The sequence below is a fragment of the Tabrizicola sp. genome, from assembly GCF_034366665.1.
Classification (GTDB): Bacteria; Pseudomonadota; Alphaproteobacteria; order Rhodobacterales; family Rhodobacteraceae; genus Tabrizicola.
Genome location: NZ_JAXMMF010000144.1, coordinates 1 through 17482, shown reverse-complemented (window position 1 = coordinate 17482; position 17482 = coordinate 1). Strand labels below are relative to the sequence as shown.

The 17482-nt window shown below is 63.0% G+C and carries 17 protein-coding genes and 1 tRNA gene; 11 read left to right on the top strand and 7 right to left on the bottom strand.

The features are described 5' to 3' along the window. A partial coding sequence (glgX, locus tag U1E69_RS20340; protein ID WP_416200309.1) for a glycogen debranching protein GlgX occupies nt 1–2115 on the top strand: 2115 nt, incomplete at its 5' end. Beyond that, nucleotides 2112–3743: an alpha-D-glucose phosphate-specific phosphoglucomutase gene (locus U1E69_RS20335; protein ID WP_322246233.1), complete on the top strand. Its 1632-nt coding sequence runs from the start codon at nt 2112–2114 to the stop codon at nt 3741–3743. The genes glgX and U1E69_RS20335, both read left to right, overlap by 4 nt. Here the strand turns inward: U1E69_RS20335 and U1E69_RS20330 are convergent. Genes U1E69_RS20330 through U1E69_RS20320 form a run of 3 tightly spaced genes read right to left on the bottom strand, consistent with a single transcriptional unit; the run spans nt 3740 to nt 5940 of the window. Beyond that, the gene (locus tag U1E69_RS20330) at nt 3740–4537 is read right to left on the bottom strand and encodes a metallophosphoesterase (RefSeq protein ID WP_322246232.1); all 798 of its coding nucleotides are present in this window, start codon (nt 4535–4537) and stop codon (nt 3740–3742) included. The genes U1E69_RS20335 and U1E69_RS20330 overlap by 4 nt on opposite strands. After that, entirely contained in the window at nt 4534–5454 is a 921-nt protein-coding gene (locus tag U1E69_RS20325) for a diacylglycerol/lipid kinase family protein (protein WP_322246231.1), read from the bottom strand. Before U1E69_RS20325 ends, U1E69_RS20330 begins: the two co-directional genes overlap by 4 nt. A 24-nt stretch (nt 5455–5478) precedes the next feature. After that, complete coding sequence (locus U1E69_RS20320) at nt 5479–5940, bottom strand: lytic transglycosylase domain-containing protein (protein ID WP_322246230.1); 462 nt, start codon at nt 5938–5940, stop codon at nt 5479–5481. A 291-nt stretch (nt 5941–6231) separates the two neighbouring features. On the opposite strand from U1E69_RS20320, the gene U1E69_RS20315 reads away from it, so the two are divergent. The 5 genes from U1E69_RS20315 (at nt 6232) to pgi (ending at nt 11418) form a co-directional block, all read left to right on the top strand. Then, entirely contained in the window at nt 6232–6816 is a 585-nt protein-coding gene (locus U1E69_RS20315) for an HNH endonuclease (RefSeq protein ID WP_305544036.1), read from the top strand. Nucleotides 6817–6906: 90 nt separating this feature from the next. Further along, a complete protein-coding gene (locus tag U1E69_RS20310; RefSeq protein ID WP_322246229.1) occupies nt 6907–7605 on the top strand; it encodes an MgtC/SapB family protein in 699 nt (232 codons plus the stop codon). 93 nt (nt 7606–7698) lie between these two features. Next, nucleotides 7699–9150 carry a glucose-6-phosphate dehydrogenase gene (gene zwf, locus U1E69_RS20305; RefSeq protein ID WP_322246228.1) on the top strand — a complete coding sequence of 484 codons (1452 nt, stop codon included), beginning with the start codon at nt 7699–7701 and terminating at the stop codon, nt 9148–9150. Next, nucleotides 9147–9818, top strand: coding sequence for a 6-phosphogluconolactonase (gene pgl / locus U1E69_RS20300; RefSeq protein WP_322246227.1), 672 nt, complete (start codon nt 9147–9149; stop codon nt 9816–9818). The genes zwf and pgl overlap by 4 nt, the downstream gene beginning before the upstream one ends. Nucleotide 9819: 1 nt before the next feature. Then, nucleotides 9820–11418, top strand: a complete 1599-nt coding sequence (gene pgi, locus U1E69_RS20295) for a glucose-6-phosphate isomerase (RefSeq protein ID WP_322246226.1) — start codon at nt 9820–9822, stop codon at nt 11416–11418. A gap of 80 nt (nt 11419–11498) precedes the next feature. Here pgi and U1E69_RS20290 read toward each other — a convergent pair whose 3' ends face one another. The 3 genes from U1E69_RS20290 to U1E69_RS20280 form a co-directional block, all read right to left on the bottom strand. Then, a complete protein-coding gene (locus U1E69_RS20290; RefSeq protein WP_322246225.1) occupies nt 11499–11852 on the bottom strand; it encodes a RidA family protein in 354 nt (117 codons plus the stop codon). 71 nt (nt 11853–11923) lie between these two features. Continuing rightward, complete coding sequence (locus U1E69_RS20285) at nt 11924–12235, bottom strand: hypothetical protein (RefSeq protein ID WP_322246224.1); 312 nt, start codon at nt 12233–12235, stop codon at nt 11924–11926. A 71-nt stretch (nt 12236–12306) separates the two neighbouring features. After that, nucleotides 12307–12380, bottom strand: a tRNA-Gly gene (locus U1E69_RS20280). Nucleotides 12381–12625: 245 nt separating this feature from the next. Here U1E69_RS20280 and U1E69_RS20275 point away from each other — a divergent pair. The 4 genes from U1E69_RS20275 (at nt 12626) to U1E69_RS20260 (ending at nt 16008) form a co-directional block, all read left to right on the top strand. Further along, entirely contained in the window at nt 12626–12862 is a 237-nt protein-coding gene (locus U1E69_RS20275; RefSeq protein ID WP_322246223.1) for a hypothetical protein, read from the top strand. A 448-nt stretch (nt 12863–13310) separates the two neighbouring features. Beyond that, nucleotides 13311–14513, top strand: a complete 1203-nt coding sequence (locus U1E69_RS20270) for an integrase family protein (RefSeq protein ID WP_322246222.1) — start codon at nt 13311–13313, stop codon at nt 14511–14513. Nucleotides 14514–14655: 142 nt separating this feature from the next. Next, nucleotides 14656–14883, top strand: a complete 228-nt coding sequence (locus tag U1E69_RS20265; protein WP_322246221.1) for a helix-turn-helix domain-containing protein — start codon at nt 14656–14658, stop codon at nt 14881–14883. 465 nt (nt 14884–15348) lie between these two features. Next, a complete protein-coding gene (locus U1E69_RS20260) occupies nt 15349–16008 on the top strand; it encodes a hypothetical protein (protein ID WP_322246220.1) in 660 nt (219 codons plus the stop codon). A 598-nt stretch (nt 16009–16606) separates the two neighbouring features. Here U1E69_RS20260 and U1E69_RS20255 read toward each other — a convergent pair. Next, nucleotides 16607–17074 (bottom strand): hypothetical protein, encoded by a 468-nt coding sequence (locus U1E69_RS20255; protein ID WP_322246219.1) that lies wholly within the window; start codon nt 17072–17074, stop codon nt 16607–16609. Nucleotides 17075–17482: the final 408 nt, after the last annotated feature.

Here is a 17482-nt window from a genome sequence, read left to right as displayed (position 1 = left end):
GCCGTCTCGCTGCCCGCGCGGCTGCAGGGCCATGCGGTCAGTCCGGGCCGCCCCTGGCCGATGGGGGCAAGCCTGACCGGCGATGGGGTGAACTTCGCCGTCTTCTCGGCCCATGCCGAGCGGATCGAGCTGTGTCTTTTCACCCCCGACGGCCGCAAAGAGCTGTGCCGCCTCCCGATCATCGAGCGTGACGGCGATATCTGGCACATCCATGTTGGCGGTCTCACGGTCGGCACGGTCTACGGCTTTCGCGCGCATGGGCCTTACGCGCCCGAGCAGGGGCATCGGTTCAACCCGAACAAGCTGCTTCTGGACCCCTACGCCCGCGCACTGGAAGGGCGGCTGAAGTGGTCGGACGCGCTGATGGGCTACAAGATCGGATCTCCGCGGGGGGACCTGAGTTTCGACACGCGGGACAGTGCCTTTGCCGTGCCAAAGGCGGTGGTCAACGACAGCTCGTTCACCTGGGGCAACGACCAGTCGCCCCGCACGCCGCGCGCCGAGACGGTGATCTACGAGGCGCATGTCAAGTCGATGACCGAACTGCATCCGGGCGTCGAGAAGGGGCTCCGGGGGACCTACCTGGGGCTTTCCTCGGACCGGGTGATCGAGCATCTGCTGAAACTGGGCGTCACGGCGATCGAGCTGTTGCCGGTCCAGGCCTATATCGACGACCGCTTTCTGGTGTCGAAGGGCCTGCGCAACCACTGGGGCTACAACACGCTGGCCTTTTTCGCGCCCGAACCCCGCTACATGAGCCAGGGGGCCTTGTGGGAATTCCAGACCATGGTCCGCCGCTTTCATTCGGCGGGGATCGAGGTGATCCTGGACGTGGTCTACAACCACACGGCCGAGGGCGATGAGTGGGGCCCGACCCTGTCCTACCGGGGGCTGGACAATGCCAGCTACTACCGGCTGAGCGGGGGCGGGCGGACCTATGCGAACGATGCAGGGACCGGCAACACGCTGAACCTGACGCAGCCGATGGTGCTGCGGATGGTGATGGACAGCCTGCGCTACTGGGTCGAGATGACCCACATCGACGGCTTCCGCTTTGATCTTGGCACGGTGCTGGGCCGCGAGATGCACGGCTTTGACCCGAACGGCGGGTTCTTCGATGCGATCCGGCAGGACCCGGTCCTGTCCCGGGTCAAGCTGATCGCCGAGCCCTGGGACATCGGTCCCGGCGGCTATCAGCTTGGGGCCTATCCGCATCCGTTCCTGGAATGGAACGACAAGTTCCGCGACGGCGTGCGGCGGTTCTGGAAGGGCGATGCGGGCATGACCCGCGACCTTGCGGCCCGGCTTCTGGGCAGCGCGGAACGCTTTGACCATTCGGGCCGCGCGGCGACCTCGTCCGTCAACTTCATCACCAGCCATGACGGCTTCACGCTTGAGGATCTGGTCAGTTACACGATCAAGCGCAACTTCGCCAATGGCGAGGACAACCGCGACGGCCACCACGAGAACCACAGCGACAACATGGGCGTCGAGGGGCCGACCAAGGACGCCAAGGTCCTGGCGGCGCGGGCGCAGCGGAAACGGAACCTGATGGCAACGCTGATGCTGGCCCAGGGCGTGCCGATGCTTCTGGCGGGCGACGAGATCGGCCACAGTCAGGGTGGCAACAACAACGCCTATGCCCAGGACAACGCGACGTCCTGGATCGACTGGTCCAACGCGGACCCGGTGATGCAGCAGTTCGTGGAGCGTCTGGCAGCTCTGCGCCGGTCCCTCCCGGTCCTGCGCCAGCGCCGGTTCCTGCACGCGCGGGCCCGGCCCTCGGACGAGATCCCCGATGTGATCTGGCGGCGGCCCGACGGCACCGTGCCCCAGCACGAGGAATGGCACGACCCGGCCTTCCGCTGCCTTTGTGTGGAGGTGCGGATGGCCGCCGAGGGGGGCGATCCAAGCCCCGAGGCGGTCTTCGCGGTCTTCAACACCGGTGCTGCCACCTCGCTGCACCTGCCCGACACCGCCCCGGGATGGGAGCTTCTCTTGGACACCACCGCGCCCGATCTGCAGCCCTCGGGTGCGGCCTCGGACCTGACCCAGGCGCCTGCGCAATCCGTTCTGCTATTCCGGTCGCTGACCGGCAAGGGAGGAAGATCATGACCCAGATCACCACGGTTTCTACCAGCCCCATCGCCGGGCAGAAGCCCGGGACCAGCGGGCTGCGCAAGAAGACCCCGGTCTTCATGGGGCGGCACTATCTGGAGAATTTCGTTCAGGCGATCTTCGATGTGGTGGGGGCTGAGGGCAAGACCTTTGTCCTTGGCGGCGATGGCCGATATTTCAACGACCGCGCGGCGCAGGTGATCCTGCGGATGGCGGCGGCCAACGGCGCGGCGCGGGTGATCGTGGGGCAGGGGGCGATCCTGTCGACCCCGGCGGCGTCGCATCTGATCCGGCTGATGAAGACCGACGGCGGGATCATCATGTCGGCCAGCCACAACCCCGGCGGCCCGGAGGAGGACTTCGGCGTCAAGTTCAACATGCCGAACGGCGGACCCGCGCCCGAAGGCGTGACCGAGGCGATGTATCAGCGCACGACCGTGATCACCGAATACAAGGTGCTTGAAGCTCAGGACGTCGATCTGGGCCGCGTCGGTCGGCATCAGCTTGGGCCGATGATTGTTGATGTCGTGGACCCCGTCACCGACTACGCGGCCCTGATGGAGACGCTGTTCGACTTCGCCGCGATCCGGGCGATGTTCGCGGGTGGGTTCCGGATGCGGATGGATTCCATGTGTGCGGTCACGGGGCCTTATGCCGTCGAAATCCTGGAGAACCGTCTCGGTGCGCCGAAGGGAACCTGCGTCAACGCAACCCCGCTGCCGGATTTTGGCGGCATGCACCCCGACCCGAACCCGACCTGGGCCAAGGCCTTGATGGACGAGATGTTCTCTGATGCGGCCCCGGACTTTGGGGCGGCGTCGGATGGGGACGGGGACCGGAACATGGTGGTCGGGCGGGGGATCTATGTCTCGCCCTCGGACAGCCTGGCGGTGCTTGCGGCGAATGCGCATCTGGCTCCGGGCTACAAGGCGGGCCTGAAGGGCGTGGCGCGGTCGATGCCGACGTCGGCGGCGGCGGACCGGGTGGCGGATGCGCTGGGGATCGGGAAGTATGAAACTCCGACGGGATGGAAGTTCTTCGGCAACCTGCTGGACGCCGGTAAGGCCACGATCTGCGGCGAAGAAAGCTTCGGCACCGGGTCGGACCATGTGCGCGAAAAGGACGGGCTTTGGGCGGTTCTGCTGTGGCTGAACATTCTGGCGGTGCGCCAGCAGTCGGTGGCGGAGATTCTGCGCGAACACTGGGCGACCTACGGCCGCAACTACTATAGCCGCCATGACTTTGAGGCGGTCGAGGTGGCAAAGGCCGATGTGATGATGGCTGCGCTGCGCGGCTCTTTGGCCGGATTGTCGGGGCGGGTGGTCGAGGGGATGACGGTCAGCGCCGCCGACGATTTCGCCTACACCGATCCGGTTGATGGCAGCGTCAGCCAGAAGCAGGGCGTCCGGGTGATGTTTCAGGACGGCAGCCGCATCGTCTACCGGCTGTCGGGCACCGGGACCGAGGGCGCGACGCTGCGCGTCTATCTGGAGCGGTATGCCGCCGGCCCGGAAGGGCTGGACCTGGACGCCCAGACGGCTTTGGCACCCGTGATCCGCGCCGCGCATGCGCTGGCCGGGATCGCCGGTAATACCGGGCGGACTGACCCGGACGTCGTGACCTAAGGCGCGGCGACGGTCTGCCAGCCGCTTGCCACCTTCAGAAAGCGCGTGACAGGCTCGGGTGCGAAGCCGTGACCTTGCCGGGCCAGCCAGGCGTGGCGGGTGACGTTGCCCGGTGCGATCTCGATCAGCGCGAAATCGTTGGTGTCGGTCTTCAACCGGGTGGAAATCGCGGTGCCGACCTGCAGGAACAGGACCCCGGCGGCGGTCTCGGCAAAGCCTGCGTGGGGCATGTGGGTGTGGCCGGACAGCACGATGTCGCAGCCGGCCTGCGCCAGGGTGCCCAGCACGCCAGCGGGGTTGGCCATGTCGGCGGGCGTGCCGTCGGCAGCGGGGATGGGCGCGTGGTGCAGAATCGCGATCCGCATCGCCTCCTTCGGCGCGGCCGCAAAGGTCCTGGTCAGCCGATCGGCCGAGTGACGGGTCAACCGACCGGACTTCCAGACCAGCGGGTTGGCCGTGTTGACCCCCTGGATGACGGCGCCGGGCAGCGTCAGGGTCGGTTCCAGCTGCGGCCCGATGGTTCGACGATACCGGGCAAAAGGTGCCAGGAGGCGCAGCGCCAGGTTCCCCAGCGGCATGTCATGGTTTCCCGGCACGACCAGCACCGGACCGGGAAGCCGATCGATGAAGGCGCGGGCCTCGACGAACTGCCCAGGCCGCGCGCGCTGGGTCAGGTCGCCCGAGATTACCGTCACATCCGGTCGCAAGTCCCGGGCCAGCGCCAGCAGGGGCGGCAGAAGTCGGTCGTCGACAGCTCCGAAATGGACGTCGGACAGATGGAGGAGCCGGATCATGCCGACTTTCCGGCCACCGGATGCGCCGGGGGCACGATCACCTGCAACTGGTGATCGGCAAGCTTGACGCGCAAGGGAAGCCGCATCTTCAGCTTTTCGCCGTCCAGCGCGACCGAGATGCGCCGCCGTCCGCGCACCGTCACCGCGATCCGGCGCGGGGTCGAGACCAGGACATCCCGCCCGTGATCGACCTTGCGGCGGATCAGCTTCCAGGCCAGCCGCAGAAAGCCCAGACGGGTCTGCTGGTGCGCGAGGAACAGCACGAAGCGGTCATCAGAGATGGCCTCGCCGCCTTCCAGGCCGAACTGGTCCAGCTGATAGGCGGACCGGGCCACGAACAGCATCGGCGTGCGGATGCGGTGGCGGGTCTCGTCCTGCAGGATGTCCATCCGGTAGGGACGCTGAAAGCGCAGGATCGTCCGCAGCGAGGCGATGTGGGCCAGGATGCGGTGGCGACCGTAGCGGGCATAGGTCGCCTCGCGCTCTTCCAGGATCGCGGGGTAGAGGCCGATGGAGACGTTGTTCAGAAACACCCGGCCGTTCAGGGTGCCAACGGCGATGTCGTGCGCTGACCCCTCCAGAATGGCCTTGGCGGCCCCTTCGGCGTCTTCGGGCATCCCCAGCCCGCGGGCGAAGTAGTTGAAGGTTCCCATCGGCAGGACGGCAAGTGCGGTATCGCTTCCGGCCAGCGCATGAGCGACCCCGGCGACAGTTCCGTCCCCGCCCGCGGCCACGATGATCCGAAAGCCGTCCTTCAGCGCGCGCGTCGCTTCATCCGCCGGGTCGCCGGAGAACGCCCGCAGCTCGGCCCGTGGTCCGAAAACCCGCATGGCCCGTTCGACAGCCCCTGGATTGCGCAGGGCCGTGCCGGAGCGCGGGTTCGACAGCACACAGATATCTGGCCCGCGGTCTGGCATGGTCACCTCATGATCTTGTCCGATCTAGGTGCGCAGACCGGTTTCTTCCAGAAGGCCCCGGCGTTTCGCTTCGTAGTAGTAGCCACGGGCATACCACATCACCGCCTGGTCCTCGGACCCGTCCGAGACAAGCCAGGCCCCACGCAGATAGCGTCCGGCAAAGGTCAGGTTGGTTTCGGCGTCCAGCAGGCCCTCGGGCGGGCCCTGGTAGCCCATCGTCCGCGCAGTATCGGGCAGGATCTGCATCAGGCCGTAATAGGGGCCATTGCGGGCCCCCGGGTTGTAGCCGCTTTCGCGCTGGATCACCCGGTGCAGCAGGCTTTCCGGGATGTCGTGGATGTCCGCGTAACGGGCAACCAGCGCCATCATCTCGGGGCTGGCGCCGGGGGCCATTGGCGCGCGGGTTGCAGGTTGGGGCTTGCGCCCGCAGGCCGAGACGGCAGCTGCGGCGGCAAGAAGCACAAGGCTGCGGCGGGAAAGGGTCATGGGGCAGGCTCCGGTTCTGGCTGCCGAGGGTTACCGAGGCCCGGCAAGGGATGCAACCCTAGGGTGGGAACCTTGGGCGGCAAGTGGCGCGGGGACCGGTCGACACCGGAACCGCCCATGTCATTGCCGTGTTACCAAGCAGGTGCAGAAAACGGACGAACCTTGGGGTGGCGATCACGCGCTTGGGGGTTGTCATGGCCGGAACGCCAGATATAGTTTCGATCAACGGGGCGGGACTCCCCGCCCTGCTGGCCCAGCGGCCGACGGGACAAGTGCGGAGTCTTTGACGGAATGGACGGCGATTTCAGAACCCAGTTCGTGCGCGATCCCGCGGCACTGAAGCACTACCCCGCGCTGGTGCTGAATGCCGACTATCGCCCTTTGTCATACTACCCCCTCAGCCTCTGGCCCTGGCAGGAGGCGATCAAGGCCGCCTTCCTGGACCGGGTGCAGATCGTCGCTGAATACGACCATGTCGTGCGAAGCCAGCGGCAAGAGTTCAGGATACCCTCGGTCGTTGTGCTGAAAGAATTCGTCCGACCCCAGAAGCGCGTGGCATTCACGCGCTTCAATCTTTTTCTGCGGGACGAATTCTGCTGCCAGTATTGCGGTGCCAAGGGCGATCTGACCTTCGACCATGTGATGCCGCGGTCCAAGGGTGGGATCACCAGCTGGGAAAACGTCGTGGCCGCCTGCAGCCCGTGCAACCTGCGCAAGGGCTCGCGCACCTTGAAACAGGCGGGAATGTATCTGAACCGACTGCCGCGCGCCCCTTCGGCCGAAGAGATGCAGTCGCACGGCCGCCGTTTCCCGCCGAACCACCTGCACGAAAGCTGGATGGACTATCTTTACTGGGACGCCGAGCTGGACGCCTGACGTCGGTCCCGCACGACGGATGGCCGGTGCAACTGCTTCACAAAGCGGAACCTTGGTGATCTTCTGTGCCTTCCCCTGCGGAGGTGCGTCATGGTTACGGGACTGGAAGCCGCGGCGTTCAATCTTGCTGTTGCGCTTGGCTGCGGCGCCTTCATCGGATCGGAACGCCAGGTGCGGCAGCGGATGGCGGGGTTGCGGACCAATGCGCTGGTCGCCCTGGGGGCCGCAAGTTTTGTCATCTTCTCGGGCCTTTATCCGGACGAAGTCAGCCCGACCCGCGTGGCGGCGCAGATCGTGTCGGGGATCGGCTTTCTGGGCGCAGGGATCATCTTCCGCGACGGCTTCAACGTCCACGGGCTGAACACGGCGGCGACGCTGTGGTGTTCGGCGGGCGTCGGCATGATGGCGGGGCACGGGGCCTGGGAACATGCGCTGTTGCTGACCGGGATGGTGGTCTTCGTGAACCTTGGCCTTCGTCCCCTGGTCAAGCTTTTGAAGCACTATACGCGGGCCGGGATGCCGGTGATCAAGGCTTACCGCGTCCAAGTCGCGGTGACCCCTGACCAGGAAGCCGCCGTGCGCAGTCTGATGCTGCGGACCTTGTCGCTGGGGGGCCTGCATATCTCGGAGATCGGCGTGACGCCGGCCGCACAGGGGCAAGGGATGGACCTGTCGGCAACAGTGACGGCGGAAGCCGTGGGCGAAGTGGCGCTGGAACAGGCCGTGCAGCGTCTTGCCGCCGAACCGGGTCTGATGCGCGTCCGCTGGGAGGCGCTGGAGGACAGCTGATGTTTCCCCTGTCGTCCGGCAATGCTAGACAGCGGCTGGGGCAGGCTGTAGAAAGCCGCCGTTAGCGCTAACAGCGCCTCGCAGGAGACGATCATGGTTTCGCGTGTCATTCCGGTCGATGTTTTCGATCTGGTGATCTTCGGGGGCACGGGCGACCTTGCGCGCCGCAAGATCCTTCCGGGCCTTTACCGGCGGTTTCTTGCCGGACAGATGGTCGCCGAAAGCCGGATCATCGGCGCGGCCCGGGCAGACCTTACCGACGAGGCCTTCCGCGAGCAGGTTCGCGCGGCGATTGGCGAATTCGTCCCGAAAGCGCGGCAGGACGCGGCAGCGATCGAAAGCTTTTTGCAGCGTATCCACTACGTGTCGATCGACGCGACGGGAACGGGGGGCTGGCAAGCGCTGAAAGCCCTGATGCGCGAGAATGTGGTGCGCGCCTTCTACTTCTCGGTCGCGCCAAGCCTTTTCGGCGACATCGCGCAGCGGCTGTCTGAACATGGCATCGCCGATGCCTGGAGCCGGATCGTGGTGGAAAAGCCGTTCGGACGGGATCTGGCCAGCGCCAAGGCCCTGAACGCGGTCCTGGCCAGGCATTTCAACGAAACGCAGATCTACCGGATCGACCATTACCTGGGGAAGGAAACGGTCCAGAACCTGATGGCAGTGCGCTTTGCCAACATCCTGTTCGAACCCCTGTGGAAGGCCGAATACATCGACCACGTCCAGATCACGGTGGCCGAAACCGTGAGCGTCGACGGGCGCGGGGCCTACTACGACAAGTCTGGTGCCATGCGGGACATGGTGCAGAACCACCTGATGCAGCTTCTGTGCCTGATCGCGATGGAGCCTCCGTACCACTTCGACCCCGATGCCGTGCGGGATGAAAAGCTGAAGGTGATCCGTGCGCTGAAGCCGGTGTCGAAGGAAGACATCGTGCGGGGGCAATACGGGGCGGGGAAGGGCGAGAAGAGCTATGTCGCCCATTCCGAGAACCCGGCCTCGAAGACGGAAAGCTACATCGCGCTGAAGGTGCAGATTTCCAACTGGCGCTGGCAGGGGGTGCCGTTCTACCTGCGGACCGGGAAGCGCCTGCGCGCCCGAGCATCCGAAATTGCCATTACCTTCAAGCAGCCGCCGCACGCGATCTTCGATGACGCCAGCGGCTGGCATGAAAACGTGCTGGTCATCCGGCTGCAGCCGAACGAGGGCATGAACCTGATGGTCATGATCAAGGAACCCGGCCCCGGCGGCATGCGCCTGATGCAGGTGCCGTTGGACATGTCCTTCGCCGATGCCATCGACGACGCCGAGGACGTGCCGGACGCCTACGAGCGTCTGATCATGGACGTGATCCGGGGCAACCAGACCCTTTTCATGCGCGGGGATGAGGTCGAGGCGGCCTGGGCCTGGACCGATCCGATCATCGAAGGCTGGGAAGCACGGGGCGACAAGCCGCAGACCTATGACCCCGGATCCTCGGGCCCCGAAGATGCGTTGATGCTGATGCACCGCGACGGGCGGCGCTGGCGGGAGATACGCGAATGAAGCTGGAAACCTACCCCGACCGCGAATTCCTGATGCTGGGACTGGCGAACACCATCGCCGGCCAGCTGGCCGATTTCCTGCGGCGCGAGGGGAAGGCGACCTTGTCGGTGCCAGGGGGGACAACTCCGGGGCCGATCTTCGATACCCTGTCCGGGGTGGATATCGACTGGGCCAATGTGGCGGTGGTCCTGAACGACGAACGCTGGGTGCCTGAGTCATCGGACCGATCGAACACCCGGCTCGTGCGGGAGCGGCTCCTCCGGGGCCGGGCGGCGCAGGCGCGGCTGGTGCCGCTTTATGCGCCAGCCGATCAGCCGGAAGAGATGCTTGGCGCCTTGGAAGACGGTTTGATCCCGCATCTGCCGATCTCGGTCCTGCTGCTTGGCATGGGGGCGGACATGCATACGGCCAGCCTCTTTCCCGGCGCAGACCGGCTGGAAGAGGCTCTGTCGTCGACAGCGCCTGCCTTGCTGCCGATGCGGGCCGAGGCCGCGGGCGAGCCGCGGATCACGCTTACGGCACGAACGCTGCGTGAGGCGTTCAACATCCACGTCCTGATCACCGGAACCGAAAAGCGCACGGCGCTTGAGCGGGCCATGACCCTGACCCCGATGGAGGCGCCGGTGCGCGCCGTCCTTGACAACGCAACCGTGCATTGGGCGGAATAAGATGAGCAAATGGTCTGACCTGCAGCGACTTCACGATGTTAACAATGGTCGGCATATCATTGATCTTTTTGACGAAAAGCGGGCAGCTGAGTTCTCGGTCAAGACCGATGAAATGCTCTTTGACTACTCGAAGACCAACATCGACGCGACGACCCGCATGGCCCTGGTGAAGCTGGCCGAGGCGTCCGGTGTGGCCGAGAAGCGCGCGGCGATGTTCGCTGGCGCGAAGATCAACGACACCGAAGGCCGGGCCGTCCTGCACGTGGCGTTGCGGGCGGGCGAAGATGCGGTGATCGAGGTCGATGGCATCGACGTTCTTCCCGAGGTGCGCCGCATCCGCGCGACCTGCGCGGCGTTTGCGCGCGATGTGCGGTCGGGGGCGTTCAAGGGGCAGGGTGGGCGGATCACCGACGTGGTGAACATCGGGATCGGTGGGTCCGACCTTGGCCCGGCGATGGCTTACCTTGCGCTGCAGCCCTTTGCGGATGGGCCACGCTGCCATTTCGTATCCAACGTGGACGGGGCGCATATCCATGACGTGCTGCGGGGGTTGAACCCCGAGACAACGCTGGTGATCGTCGCCTCGAAGACCTTCACCACCATCGAGACGATGACCAACGCCGATGCGGCAAAGCGGTGGATGGGGACGAAGGTGGCGGACCCTGCGGCGCAGTTCGCGGCGGTCAGCACGGCGGGTGAAAGGACTGCCGCCTATGGCATTGATCCCAAGCGGGTTTTCGGGTTCGAGGATTGGGTCGGCGGGCGCTATTCGATGTGGGGGCCGATCGGCCTGTCGCTGATGTTCGCCGTGGGGCCGGAGGCGTTCGATCAGTTCCTGGCGGGCGGCCGGGCGATGGATCAGCACTTCGTGACCGCGCCTTTTGCAGCGAACATGCCGGTGATGCTGGCGTTGGTGGGGGTCTGGCACAACCAGCTGTGCGGCTATGCCACACGGGCGGTTCTTCCTTACGATCAACGGCTTAGCCGCCTTCCTGCCTACCTTCAGCAGCTGGAGATGGAATCGAACGGCAAGCGCGTCGCCATCGACGGCAGCGACCTCGACATCCACTCCGGTCCCGTTGTCTGGGGAGAGCCGGGGACGAACGGGCAGCACGCGTTCTACCAGCTGATCCATCAGGGGACGCGGGTGGTCCCGTGTGAGTTCCTGGTGGCGAAGCGGGGACATGAGCCGGACCTTGCGCATCAGCACCTGCTTTTGGTGTCGAACTGCCTGGCGCAGGCCGAGGCGTTGTTGCAGGGACGGTCGCTGGACGAAGCGCGGGCGATCATGGCGAAGAAGGGCGCGACGGGGGCCGAGCTGGAACGGCAGGCGCGGCATCGGGTCTTCCCGGGGAACCGGCCCTCGACCGTGCTGGCCTATGACCAGCTGACGCCCTTCGTGCTGGGTCAGATCATTGCCTTGTATGAGCACCGGGTGTTCGTGGAAGGCGTGATCCTGGGCATCAACTCCTACGACCAGTGGGGCGTGGAGCTGGGCAAGGAGCTGGCGCTGGCCTTGCAGCCGGTCCTGGAGGGTAAGGCCGGAACCGAGGGCAAGGACGGGTCCACGACCGCGCTTGCCGCCTGGTTCAAGGGTTAAGGCCGGGAACCGATTTCCTTGAAGAAGTCGGACCGGAGCCTTCAAAGGCTCCGATCCGGAATTTTCGAAAATTCGGCCGCTTACTTCAGCGCGACGGTGACGATGACCTCGACCTTGTAGTCGGGTGTGGCAAGCTTCGCCTCACCCGTCGCGCGGGCCGGCGTGTGGCCCTGCGGGACCCAGGTGTCCCAGACCGAGTTCATTTCCGGGAAGGTTGCCATGTCGGCCAGCCAGATCTGGGCCGACAGGATGCGGGTCTTGTCGGTCCCGGCCTTGGCCAGGATCGCGTCGATGGCGGCCAGAGCCTGGCGCGTCTGATCGGCGACCGAGCCGCCGGGTTCGCCCAGCTGGCCTGCGACCCAGAGGATGCCGTTGTAGGCCACAGCCTCGGACATGCGGGGGCCGATGCCGTGGCGGGTGATGTCGGTGTTCATGGGGTTTCTCCTGTTGGGGTCGGGCGGCTGGTTAGCCGGTTCCGCGCCGGAACGGAAGTCAGTTCACGCCCTCACTTCACCCGGCGGCAGTTGAACTGGTCACCCGAGGCGCCCGAGACCCAGGTCAGCCCCGTGTCGGTGACCGCCGCCAGAGCGATCGTGTAGCCATTGGCAAATCGCAGGGTGTAATTGCGTCCGTCCCGGCTGACGCTTTGCATCCGGTAGGTGTCCGATCCGTTGTTGTAGGTCGTGTTGGTGAAGCTGAAGGTCTCGACCCCGCAATCCCATGTTCCGACAAAGGCATAGGGCTCGGACGGCCCTGTGTCCTGCACGCAGGCGGCCAGGGCAAGGCAAAGGGGCAGGGCGACAAGGCGGGGGGACATGGGGTGGCTCCTGAACAGCATTTGACGAAGGCTTAAGCGCCCGGATGCCAGTGTCAATCACAGAGAGGAGATGGAGCGGGTGAAGGGAATCGAACCCTCGTCGTAAGCTTGGGAAGCTTCTGCTCTACCATTGAGCTACACCCGCGATGTAGTCGATTTAGCCATTCCAGCGGGCGAAGGCAAGCCGGTCGCAGCGCGAATTCCGCGCCCCGCGGGTCAGGAACTTCTCGGTCTCGCAAGCACGGCACTGTGACTTAATTGTCGGCTCACGTGCGTTTTTGTTCGTCATCCGGGATCAAATCCACCCAGCCAGCAGTTCCTTGACTGCTTCGGCCCTGCTTTCATCCGGCAGGCGATACAAGCACCCTGTCACATAAGGAAAAAAATCCAATGAAACTGCTTGCTTTGACCCTGACTCTTCTCACTGCACTGCCGGCTCATGCGGGCGGACCGGTGATCATCGAGGAACCACCGGAAGAGGGGAACTCGGCCGTGTTCCTGTCACCGGGCGAAAAGATTGCACTTACCGCGGGACTTATCCTGGTCGGAGCGCTGCTTCTGGGTGGTGGTGGGTCCGCTGACTGCCCGTGCAATACGCCCGGCGAAGGGGGGCAGTGCACCTGCTGAGGCAGTCTGATTTCCAATCCCGGGAAGACTTTCACCCAGAGCTGGATGTGTGAAACACCTGCGACTGCCACCGCGGCGCGCCCGGCGCGCCGATGGGAAAGCGGGACCACCCCTGTCCACGGCGGCACACCCTGAACGGCCGGCAGTCACATGGGTAGGGACAAGCCTTCGCACGAAAGAAGCGGGCGAAGGTATCGCCCGCTTATCTTCTTGATGTAGCTGAATTTTTTGGCTCCGGCGGTAGGGATCGAACCTACGACCAATTGATTAACAGTCCGGAAAAGCGGTTGTTTCCCATGCCTTTCCAAACCTTCTCAAAGCACTTTAAACCACTAAAAATAAATGATTTTCCTGTCTTGACGCAGATTTCGTTAAATCCCATTCTGAGCGATAGGTATCCAAAATCTGCCTACTAATTGCCTACTAGATTGAAGCGCACGGGGCCTCTATGATAAAACTAGAAACCGTCAAGTTCACCGCGCCTGTAGTGCGCGACCTCCCCTTTGCCGAGACCGGGCAGCGGCTTGTGTGGGACGCTGGGCAGCCCGGTTTCGGTGTAAGGGTGGGGGCGACCAGCAAGGCATACTTTGTGGAGGGCCGCGTGAGGGGGAAGACACGCCGCGTGACCTTAGGGCGGGCCGACAAGATCACCCTGAACGACGCTCGCAAGCTGGCCGCGAAAGCCTTTGCCGAGATGGCCGACGGGAAGGACCGCAACGCTGAACTGAAGCGGGAACGGGCGAAGCTGCGCACCCTAGGCGAAGCGATGGAAGATTGGATCGCAGAACGGAAGTTCCGCAAGTCCACCGAAGTCGGCTACCGCAACGCAATGAAGCGAGAGTTTGGAGACTGGCTGGGCCTGGAAATGCGCCGGATCACTCCCGCGATCTATCAGAAACGGTTCCATGAGATCGTTGCAAGAAGCCCAGCCGTGGCGGCTCATGCTACCCGCACTTTCCAATCATTGTGGAACTGGGCACGGGCGGACCTGACCGACAAGGATGGCAACCCGATCCTCCCGGAAAGCCCTTCCGCCGTCGTGCGGCGCAAGAAGATCATGCCGAAGGCCAAGCGGAAGAAAAGCTACGTCTCGGACTGGAAGGCGTTCTTCGCGGCTCTGGACGGCTTTGAGACCAATTCGAACCGGCATCAGACTGCCGGGATGAAGTTTCGTGTCTTCATGGAACTGCTGGCCCGCACGGGCTTGCGCATGTCAGAGGCGGCGCACCTAAAGTGGTCCGACGTGGATATGAAGGCCAAGACCTTCACGATCATCGAAGACCGCGCCAAGAACGGTGAAGCCCTCACCTTGCCGATGTCGAAACAGACGGTGAAGCTTTTTGAGAAGCTACAGGAACACTTCGGGGGCAAAGAATTCATCTGGGGCGACACGCACTACGGCGACCCCAGGAAGTCCCTTGATGCGTTCCGGCAGTCTCTAGGCTTCGATGTGCAGTTCCACGATCTACGACGGTCCTTTGCCACCATGGCCACTGCTCTCGATATTCAACAGTCGAAGGTGAAGCGGCTACTTAACCATTCGTCTGCAAACGATGTGACTGCGGGGTATCAAATCCTCTTCGATCCAGAGTTGCTGCGAAATTCCACCCAGCGCATATCGGATTACATCGATGGGAAGGGATGGGCTTGAAACCTTCGCCGTAGTCGAATAAACAAATGGCGCGTTGCACCAAGGATGGTTGAGATCGCTCCAACTCGCTGCTGATCGTGGCGAAAGTGGGCGAGCGCACTCAACCGACCCCTAGGGGTCTCTTTCCTTGTGGAGAAGCGCAGTGATCACCCTAAAGAAACTCGCGAACGCTCCGGCGTCTGAAATGCTGACGCCTGTCGAAGCTGCCCAGATGCTGGGGGTTTCGCCGCAATACCTGGCCAAGGACCGTTTCGAAGCCCGGCAGGGCGGGACACCGCCGAAGGTGCCGTATTCGATGCTGGGCCATCGCAGCGTGCGCTACGCCCGCGCAGATGTGCAGGCCTTCCTCGACGCTCGCCGCGTAGAGTGAACAATGAACCAGCACTCTTACGCGCACGTGCGCGGCGCGCCTCCGCGCGAGCGGGAAGATTGGTTACCCCCGGGGTTCGTCTTCGACTTCTACACAAGATGGGCCGACCTGAACCAGCAAATCCAAGACCTGCAGGACACCAAAAAGGCGATGCTCGGCAACGTTCGGTCGCACTTTGGGCGGCATCAAGCCGAAAGCCTGAGGGTCACAATGAACCTCGCCCTCATGGACCCAAGGAAGCGGGCCGAAGTGCTGACGTTCAATGAAATGGCGCACCACTACATGGACCTGTTGGAAACCGAAATCGAGGCCCGGTCTTCCCCCCTTTAATGAGAAAGGGCACCGCGCCAGTGCAAAGCGCGATGCCCATCAAGCCCCGAGGACTAGTCAGGATTGGGACCCAAGGAAACCAAGGATCGGCAATTAACATCGCCGGTCCAAGCAAAGAATGCAAGGGCAATGGCGATGAGATCAGACAAACTAAAACGGCATGAACGGCTTTGCGAGTTAGTCGCGAAAGACCTCAAACAACATCCCCAAGAGTATGAAGGCTACGCCTGGGCCATTCGATCTCAATCCGAGTGGTGTGGTCTGCTAGATGTGTCGGACAGGACGCTACGCGACCTCATAAAGGAACCGCCGATCCGCACCATGACCACCCATGTGGAAGGGCGCAAGGCCGTGCTCTTGCGCTTGGGTGAGCCGGACACCCGCACTGATAGGCACCTTGCCAACATCATGGCGAACATCTTCGAAGATAAGGCAGGCCGCAGACCAAAGCCCAGAGACTACGGCATATTGCGGGGGCTGGCCCAGCACTGGCCCGAGGGCGCGCAGTTGGACATCTTTCGCTTTCTTCTGAAAGATTGGCCCCTGTTTAGGGTAGGGGTGTCGCTGGAGGTAGATCGGATGATACATGAGGGCGAGGGCGGGTATCATTGGAAGCTCGACTACCCCGTCATATCGGTAATGCTGCGCTTCCACAGAGTGGCTCTGGAGGCGTATGTAATGCATTTGCAAGAGAACGGTCTAACTCCACCTGATGCCATCGTCGCGCTAAACCCGGCTCTCTGGTGGCACCTCACCCCCAAGGCCAAGGCGCTGATGAAACCAATGCAACACTGACTTGAGACGTAATCTTCCGAATACCCTATGTCCTCTATAAAGAATAGAATGAATAGAAACTAATCTTCTCATTCTTGGTAGTGGACATAGTATTCGGAAGGTTATGAGAAGATAAGCGACATGCCACGGCGCTGCGCTTCGGGAAGTCAGGCTATAGATCATCAGGGTTTCGGAAGAGGTTTCGGAAGAGGAAGCAAGTTTGCAATTAATGTCACTCGTGGACCGGTAACCCTCCTCCCCCCCAACCCCCTCGCGTCATGTGCAATTAATTTCTTTTGTCAGACTGACGCCTGACCCGGACTAATGTTTTCATTCCATGCTGTTGCCCGCCGGGCCTCCACCCGGCGCTCGCTTAATGCAAGCGGGTAACAGTCTTCCAAAAAAGCTCGGCTCTGGTGGACTGTCCGGTGCATTTGACTGACTTCCTCGCTGACTTCATAAGTACCCCTGAGCGCGTTGCGACGTGCTTGGCTGTTCGGGGTCATTGCGACCGCGATTGCCCTCTCCACGCCTCGCCTATCGAGCGGCAAGACCAAGGGAACCTGTCAGCTAGGAGAGAGACCGTCCCATCTATCGAGGTGGGCTGAAGTGCCGCGCCCTAGTGCGTGTTGAAGTCATTGTACGGCGTTTCCAGCGCGACGCAGGCGTAAGCCTCCAACAGAGCCTGGCGCATCTGGTCGATTTCTTCGACGAACCGGAAGTCCATTCGTCGGATGCGAGCCTTGGCTGCGGTGAACGCATCGGCATAGTTCTGAAGCCGTATCATGTCTGCGCGCCCTTCTCCCTGTCGGTAGGTAGCCTTGTGACCAACTTCCTCCGCCATAAGCTTCCAAGCAAAAGATGCTTGATTATGCTTCGCGGACAGGCCGCAGTGCAGTGCGTATCGATAGGCGATGCGGTTGGACCGACCAACATAAAGATGGCGTCCTTGCTCGCTGAACAAGTAGACACCGCTCTTGGGCGTGGACAAACGTGATGGTGGCGTTCCACGCAATGGCTCCATAGACATTAGCCGCTCAAAAGAAGGGTGAAGGCTCTCCACCACTTCAGCAAACTTCGGGTGCATTTACAGTTCCCCCAAACTCAGAATGGCTCCGCTTTTCGACAAAGCCACGGACGGGCTGGTCACCAGCGAATTGAAGAAGGGCCGCACCAACGCCTCGATGCAGCCATTCGCTGCTCAATGCTTTGGCAGCTAACATGGGCCGACCGGTTGCATCAGCAGTAGTCATCAAACACATCGCCACCCTCCCAGGGCAAACCCTGGGCAAGCGCAAATGCCTTCTCGGCTCCGTCGCGCATGAAGAATGTGCCTTTGCTCTCATGCACAAATTGTATGCCTGCGGTGAAGGCCGTCTGCTCTGATTGAGTAAATGGTCGTAAGGCATTGCCTTATGGCATGCGCTTCAGTTGTTTCACCAATCGAGATCTTCGCCGCCGATGAGGTTGGCCGTCGTCGGCGCTGGTCTGACGA